3 protein-coding genes and 1 pseudogene are annotated in these 2,801 nt (G+C 43.7%); 2 read left to right on the top strand and 2 right to left on the bottom strand.

What is annotated here, in order from left to right:
• Positions 1 to 216: pseudogene (locus tag QZ735_RS03180) on the bottom strand (DUF4294 domain-containing protein); the annotation flags it as partial.
• A gap of 52 nt (positions 217 to 268) precedes the next feature.
• On the opposite strand from QZ735_RS03180, the gene QZ735_RS03175 reads away from it, so the two are divergent.
• Positions 269 to 1,342 (top strand): M28 family peptidase, encoded by a 1,074-nt coding sequence (locus QZ735_RS03175; RefSeq protein WP_294244080.1) that lies wholly within the window; start codon positions 269 to 271, stop codon positions 1,340 to 1,342.
• A gap of 131 nt (positions 1,343 to 1,473) precedes the next feature.
• Positions 1,474 to 2,124: a ribulose-phosphate 3-epimerase gene (rpe, locus tag QZ735_RS03170; RefSeq protein ID WP_294244077.1), complete on the top strand. Its 651-nt coding sequence runs from the start codon at positions 1,474 to 1,476 to the stop codon at positions 2,122 to 2,124.
• A 426-nt stretch (positions 2,125 to 2,550) separates the two neighbouring features.
• Here rpe and QZ735_RS03165 read toward each other — a convergent pair.
• Positions 2,551 to 2,801, bottom strand: a 251-nt coding sequence (locus QZ735_RS03165) for a nucleoside-diphosphate kinase (protein ID WP_294244074.1), incomplete at its 5' end; no start/stop codon positions are given.

Raw genomic sequence — 2,801 nt, 5'->3', positions numbered from 1 at the left:
TACCAGCTCATCCATGACCACCACAGTTTCACCGTTGATTTCGTATACCTTCATTTTCTGACGCTCGTCATAATAATACTTCTTGCCGAATTCATCGGTTTTCAGCATTTCCTGAGGATACTGACTCAAAGGAACCGCAATTACAGAATCTTTCTGACCGAAAACGCCCACTCCCAAAAAGAAAAGAAAAAGACCTATAATCTTGTTAAATTTCATTATTTTTACAATTATTAGAACAAAAATTGAACGCAAAAATCATTCCCTTTTTATGAAATTTGAAAAGAAATCCCTGAAATTTTTAGAACAGTATTTAAATACCTCATCGCCTACGGGATATGAGCATAAAGGCCAGAAAGTCTGGATGGACTACATCAGGCCCTATGTCGATAAAATTGAAGTGGATCATTACGGAACCTGTTACGGAATCATCAATCCGGAAGCGGAATTCAAAGTGGTTATCGAAGCCCATGCCGACGAAATTTCCTGGTATGTAAATTATATTACCGACGACGGACTTATTTATGTAATCCGGAACGGAGGATCAGACCAGACGATTGCTCCCTCCAAAGTGGTCCACATCCATGGAGAAAAAGGAACTGTAAAAGGCGTTTTCGGATGGCCGGCCATTCATACCCGCGGCAATCATGACGAGCCGACTCCTAAAATAGAAAATATATTTATCGATTGCGGGGCGACCTCCAAAAAAGAAGTGGAAGAGCTGGGTATCTATGTAGGATGCATGATTACCTATCCGGACGAATTCTTTGAAATGAATGACCGGTATTTTGTCTGCCGCGCACTGGACAACAGAATCGGGGGATTCATGATTGCTGAGGTAGCCAGGCTTCTCAAGGAGAATAAAAAGAAAATTCCATTCGGATTATACATCACGAATTCCGTCCAGGAAGAGGTGGGATTATATGGTGCAGACATGATTGCCGACACCATTAAGCCTAACATTGCTATTGTCACGGATGTTACCCATGATACCACCACCCCTATGATTGAGAAGAAAAAAGAAGGCGACCAGAAATGCGGCGACGGGCCGGTGGTCTTCTTTGCCCCGAGCATCCATCATACCATCCGGGAGCTGATCATAGAAACGGCAAAAACGCACCAGATCCCCTATCAGAGGGCAGCAGCCAGCCGGGCAACGGGAACCGATACGGATGCTTTCGCGCATTCCAACGGCGGTGTCCCAAGTGCATTAATTTCATTACCTTTGCGCTATATGCATACGACGGTGGAAATGGTTTCCAAAAAAGACGTAGGAAACGTAATTCAACTTATATACAGAACGCTTCTTACGATCCAGCCGGAAATGAAACTGAAGTATCATTAATATTAATCATCGGCAACGGTGCCTTGCATCCGGCTAACGCACTGCCTGCAGCTTTGCGATCCGTATTCCGGAGGGTTCCGGTACCGGCCGCAGCAGATTATAAAAAGAAAGTAAAGTATATAAAAGTAAAAATGAACATGAAGCTTATTGCTCCTTCCCTTTTAGCCGCAGATTTCGGGAATCTGCAAAGAGACATTGAAATGGTAAACAATTCACAGGCAGACTGGTTCCATGTGGATGTAATGGACGGGAGATTCGTTCCGAACATTTCATTCGGGTTTCCCGTAATGAAAACCGTACAGCAGCACGCCAGAAAATTTGTGGATGTTCACCTGATGATTGCAGAGCCCGAAAAATACGTGGAGGAATTCATTAACCACGGGGCAGATCTGGTATCCGTTCATTATGAAGCGTGTACCCATCTTCACCGCACCATCCATCATATTCAGGATCTGGGGGCCAAGGCAGGCGTCGTCCTGAATCCTTCCACACCGGTTGCCATGCTTGAGGATATTATTGCCGATCTCGACCTGGTATTGCTGATGAGTGTAAATCCCGGATTCGGAGGACAGAAATTCATCGAAAATACCTATAAGAAAATCGCCGAGACAAAGGAACTGATTGCCAGCAACAATTCTACGGCTCTGATCCAGATTGACGGTGGGGTGAACCTGGACAATGCAGCCAGGCTCTTTGAGGCCGGAGCAGATGTCCTGGTGGCAGGAAATGCGGTATTTTCAGCAGAAAACCCGGAAAAGACGATAGAACTCATGAAGATCTGACGTAATTTTCCCATCATAATACAAACAGGCAGCTCAATGAGCTGCCTTTGATTTTCTGAAGAAATGAATCTCTAATGGTTACTAGTTTAAAGACTTTAATGCTTAAGTTTCCTTGTTCTAATGCTGATGTAAAGATGGGAAAAATAAGATATTCCCCGCATCCGTATTTATACGGAATTTTTTAAATCCGTATTTATACGGATTCACCAGGATCTCACTCTGCTTAAAAGTGTTCTTCATGACTTTTTTTAGAGCGGGACAATATATAAAACGTACATTCCGGTCCTGTGACTGATCTTGTGAATCATCATGAATCGATAATCCGGCAAAAGCTATGGTTTGCCTTGCCGATCATCCGGAATACCCAGACAAAAAAAATCCGGAGAAAAATCCCCGGATCGTATATTTGACATCTGATGTCTGAACTTAGAAAATTTCTCTTCCTGAAAAGTGGAACTGTGCTTCGATCAGTGCATTTTCGTCAGAATCTGAACCATGAACCGCATTTTCACCGATGCTTCTTGCAAACATTTTTCTGATGGTTCCCTCTGCAGCTTCAGCCGGGTTGGTAGAACCGATTAATGTTCTGAAATCTTCCACGGCATTGTCTTTCTCCAGTACTGCAGCTACGATAGGTCCTGAACTCATGAATTCTACCAATTCTCCGTAGAAAGGCC

This window comes from uncultured Chryseobacterium sp. (assembly GCF_913776365.1).
Lineage (GTDB): Bacteria > Bacteroidota > Bacteroidia > Flavobacteriales > Weeksellaceae > Chryseobacterium.
Note: the sequence above shows the minus strand (reverse complement) of the source record. Positions and strands in the feature narration are given on the sequence as shown.